Source organism: Armatimonas sp., from assembly GCF_964826245.1.
This window is the reverse complement of sequence record NZ_CBAYMC010000321.1, coordinates 1-4,067: the sequence shown is the minus strand read 5'-3', so window position 1 is coordinate 4,067 and position 4,067 is coordinate 1. Positions and strand designations below refer to the sequence as shown.

General features: G+C 62.7%; 4 protein-coding genes. 1 reads left to right on the top strand and 3 read right to left on the bottom strand.

Annotation, left to right across the window (positions count from 1 at the left end):
• Positions 1 to 213: 213 nt before the first annotated feature.
• Positions 214 to 624, top strand: coding sequence for an SLOG family protein (locus AC1XOS_RS20610; protein WP_481964091.1), 411 nt, complete (start codon positions 214 to 216; stop codon positions 622 to 624).
• Between the two features lie 65 nt (positions 625 to 689).
• On the opposite strand, the gene AC1XOS_RS20605 is transcribed toward AC1XOS_RS20610, so the two are convergent.
• From AC1XOS_RS20605 to AC1XOS_RS20595, 3 genes are all read right to left on the bottom strand, one after another.
• Positions 690 to 1,958 carry a WD40 repeat domain-containing protein gene (locus AC1XOS_RS20605; RefSeq protein WP_481964090.1) on the bottom strand — a complete coding sequence of 423 codons (1,269 nt, stop codon included), beginning with the start codon at positions 1,956 to 1,958 and terminating at the stop codon, positions 690 to 692.
• A gap of 73 nt (positions 1,959 to 2,031) precedes the next feature.
• Complete coding sequence (locus AC1XOS_RS20600; RefSeq protein WP_481964089.1) at positions 2,032 to 3,270, bottom strand: vWA domain-containing protein; 1,239 nt, start codon at positions 3,268 to 3,270, stop codon at positions 2,032 to 2,034.
• An 11-nt stretch (positions 3,271 to 3,281) separates the two neighbouring features.
• Positions 3,282 to 4,067, bottom strand: a 786-nt coding sequence (locus AC1XOS_RS20595) for an AAA family ATPase (RefSeq protein ID WP_481964088.1), incomplete at its 5' end; no start/stop codon positions are given.

The window sequence follows — 4,067 nt, the reverse complement described above, 5'->3', positions numbered from 1 at the left end:
TCGCAGGCACACTTCTTCCTACAGACCAGCCCGCTACGGCAGGGAAGTGCGTGGAGGTGGGCACTTTACTCAGGCGCAAGATATTTGGCGGCTCTACGGGCGTAGCGAGCAGTTCGGCCCCTGCACTCCTGCACTGCGTCGCCAGGTGCACGCGGCACTTCGTAAGCGTAGCTCGTAGCACCAAGCTGGCAAGAAGCAGGTAAATACTGTACAATGAACATTATTAAGCAAGAGGATATTACCATGAAGATTGCTGTGTCCGGTTCACGCAACTATCCCCATCCCTCTGTGGTTCGAGATGCCGTTGCGGACTACATCGTCAACGGTAACTGCGATACCGTGGTTCACGGTGGGGCCAAGGGGGTGGATACGATCGCCGATAGTGCCGCGCGGTCTCTCGGGTGCCCCACCGAGGTCATCCGCCCGAACTACGCCGCCTTTCCTGGCAGGGAGCGGGCGGCTCCCCTAGCCCGTAATACCCGTATTATTGAGGAAGCTGATGTCGTCCTCGTGTTCTGGGACGAAGAGAGCCGTGGCACCGCCGACACCATCAAGAAAGCTCGTGCCGCCGCTAAGCCCCTCCTCCTCTGGGGCGCCTCGGGCAAGCGCATCTCCCCGCACTGACCGAGTCTTGACTACGCTGTATCGTAAACAATAACTAATTTCCATCACGAATCGGCCATCCCCCTCTAGGGCAGCCGCCAGACGAGGATATGGTGGGAGATTCCCTTGTTTTCGGTGTACGACTCCTGCAGCGTGGCAAATGTGCGGCTGTCGGGCGAGAACGCACAGAGGCGCAGAACCGTGCGGTGCGGGAGCCGGATGGTGCGGGAGCTGCCCAAGATCGCTTCGCCTTCCTTACCGATAGGGTTCAGATAGACGAACCGACCGCGCGCGCGGGCCAGTACCGTTCCTTGGGCAAGCAGGCTGTCCGTCGTGACACCGGTGATGCGAGTCTTGAGGTCAACCGCTGGCACTTTGCCTATGATCTCTCCTGACTTGATATCGAAGATCGTGGTTTCCGCGACCGTCTTATGCCCACCGCTGCCGGAGGAATAATGACCGTTCTCCTGGTCCGACGATGCCAGAGCGAGCCGGGTACTGTCCTGGGAGAACGAGGCGGTGACTCTTTTGTTGTAGGAGTGCTTCATAGGAAGCCGATGGAGGAGCGCACCCGTCTCGACATCCCAAAGTTGTCCCTCCTCCGGCAGACCAATGAAAAGGAGGCTGCCATCGGGCGAGAACTGGATAGATGAGACATAGCTGTACTGGTTTACTGGTGGCTCGATTTCCCGCAATAGGAAACGGGCCGCACAGGGAGTCATATTATTCATGCGAACAATTCCTTCCTCAAGGTCTTTGAAGATTTGCAGTGCCTGGGCACGGACACGATCGGGGTCTTTGCTAAAGTGGTAGTAGTGGTTGCGGCCGTAGCTATTGACCTCCATGCAGCGGTCACCACGAAAGAAATGGGGGCCTAGAATCGGTGCAAGAGGCACCTTGATGTCTGACTTGCTAGCAAAGCCCTCCGTGTAGAGGAGGTTAAGAAACGGAGCCGCGGTGCGGAAGGCTTGCTCCTTCTGGTCGTCCTCGAAGTCGAGGAGCTGACTGTTAGGAACCCCATGAGCCGGAGCCAGCGTGGGGAGGGTGCGAGCCGTCTTACCACGGAAGCCGGGGACACTCCAGCGCCCGTACTCCTTGAAGGAGACAAGGTGCCGACAGCGCTCGCTGGCGGGCTTACCACAGTAGGGACAGTGGGCAATGCCACAGCAGATATGTGGGTCGGTCTGCTCGGGTGTCCGGCGACGCCAGTGAGGTTTGGAGTCATGGCTCTCTTTGGTGAGCGGGCGGCGGCAATTGCTACAGGGAAAAGTAGCCAGGACGCGAAACGCGAGCTCCAGCTCGTCGTCCTGGCCGAGGTGAGTGGGATTGGGTGACGGTGTCGATTGGGTTGTCATGGTCATTGCTCCGTTCTAATGAACTGCCTTCATTGATTACACTACGCCCTGTGTAATCAAACCGGAAAGGAAGCTAGGGCTTGGTTTGGATTACTTTTGCCCAGCTCGGCGTGGGGCAGCTCGTGGGGCGCGTGAGCACAATAATCACCCGACCGATGCCCTGCGGTGGCTGGACAGGCCAGGGGGTATAGCCATCGGTGATTACAATCACGGTGTCCGGGCGGGGACGAAGACTCTCCACCGCAGCGAGGGCCACGCCCATGTCCGTGCCCCCCCCACCCCGCAGGAGCCCCTTCACCTGGCGCGGGTCGAAGACGTTGCGGCAGGTATGCACCGCAGTGTCCACGGAGAGAACCGTCACACCCTCGCGCAGGCCCAGTGCCTTGAGGATTCCCGCCATCTCCGAGAGGGCGCAGGCAAGGTCATCGTGGCCCATGCTCCCGCTGGTATCGATCGCCACGGCAACGCGCGGAACGGGCTGTACCAGGCCCGGCACGACGATATCGGGCATCGCTGCCTGCCGACGACCCGGCCGTGCGTACCGGTAGTCCGAGCGCCCCGCTGTCTCCGCGAGGCTACGGCGCACCGCGCTTGCCAGCTCGCGCCGCCAGTCGAGCTTGGGGGGAGCCAGCAGCTCATCCGCCCAGCGCTCCCAGCCGCCGGGCAGGGTTCCACGGCCCCGACGGGCGATGGTGGAGCGGATGTCCAGAGCGACACTGTGGCGCACCAGCTGGTCTTCCCCTTCAGGCAGGCCTGTAATTCCACTGGTCGCCGCCACGGCCTCGAGCGCCTCCATCACCCCATGCGCACAGGAGCCGCACTGCCCGCCGCCCACCCCAGATGGGGGTTGAGGGTCCTGTTTCTGGATGCGAGCGTAGTACTCCTCAGCGGTCAGGCTATCGGGGCAGCCAAGCGTGCTAGGCAAGATCGGCGAGCCAGGCAGGGGCTGCCCCTCCGCAAGCAAGTCGTCGTTTATCTCAGCATCGGTCGCCAGGTTCCACTGAAGCGCGGCCTGAGTGTCTCCCGCCACGCTCGCCGGAGCACGGCCCGCATGGTCACGCAGCAGGTGGCAGATCTCGTGGTAGAGCACAGCCGCGGTCTGCTCACAGCTCCAGTCCGAGACGACGCGCACGGGGTTGTAGTAGAGCCGCCAGTGCGCATCCACCGCCATGGTCTCCACTTCCTCGGTGGGAATGCGACGCAGTGACCAGAGCGCAGCCGTTAGGTACGGCCGATCCAGCGAAAGGCGGAGCAGGGCGGCGGAGATCAGAGTCTCCGCCATGCCGTTCTGCCCCGAGAGAAATGCAGTCATCCCCATACCTCCTACTGGCTCAGCAGTCCCGCCGAGCGCAGAACCGGCAGAAACGGTGTCAGCTCGACACGGGGCAGAGGAAGATCCTCACGGTCCCCACGAGCCCGCGCCAGGGTGCGAGCCGCCACAGCAGCGACGTCCGTACCCCCTGCCTGAGCGGCCGCAGCAAGGATCGTCCACGCTGCTTTCCAGCGCCCTACGCTCAGCCCCGAGGTCACCGCACGCTGGGCAACCGAGGAGAGAATAGCGTAGGCCTGATCCGTTTGAGCCGGGTGTACATACGAAGCGGGCGCTGCCAAGAGGCGGTCGGGGTCGGGGAGGTCTAGCTCACGCAGCCAGTGACAGAACTCCACCGCCACTCCCTCCCCGACGCAGCCAATCAGGAGAGGCAGGACGCGCGATGCGGCTCCATTGGCACCCGCGAGGAGGCGGCTGGCGTAGTCCCAGGAGCGAGGCGAGGGCCAGGCACCGCCACGCCGGGACTCATCGGTGGGCAGGGCAAGCAGGAGCTGTGGTCGTGCACGAACAAAGGCAGCTACCAGCGAGCGTGCCTGTGCCCAAGCATCCTCACCCACTCCGCGCCCTTGAAAAGTTAGTGAGGGTGGCTTGCCCCAATAACCGGGGAACGCCTCGGCCCAGTCGCTTGCGTTGACAGCGAAGGTATGGTGCAGGAACCGGTTGGCCAGGGGCGGTGCCAAGTCCCAGCCCCCGGCGGCGAGCTCCGGTGGGTTTGCAGCGGCGAGGATAGTGACCTTATCGGGGTCCATCTCTAGGTCACCAAACGCCTTGTCCACCAC

What these genes read in the sequence shown, in the direction of transcription:
- AC1XOS_RS20610 (WP_481964091.1), top strand. Translation starts at nt 214, where the DNA reads ATGAACATTATTAAGCAAGAGGATATTACCATGAAGATTGCTGTGTCC.
- AC1XOS_RS20605 (WP_481964090.1), bottom strand. Translation starts at nt 1,958, where the DNA reads ATGACAACCCAATCGACACCGTCACCCAATCCCACTCACCTCGGCCAG.
- AC1XOS_RS20600 (WP_481964089.1), bottom strand. Translation starts at nt 3,270, where the DNA reads ATGACTGCATTTCTCTCGGGGCAGAACGGCATGGCGGAGACTCTGATC.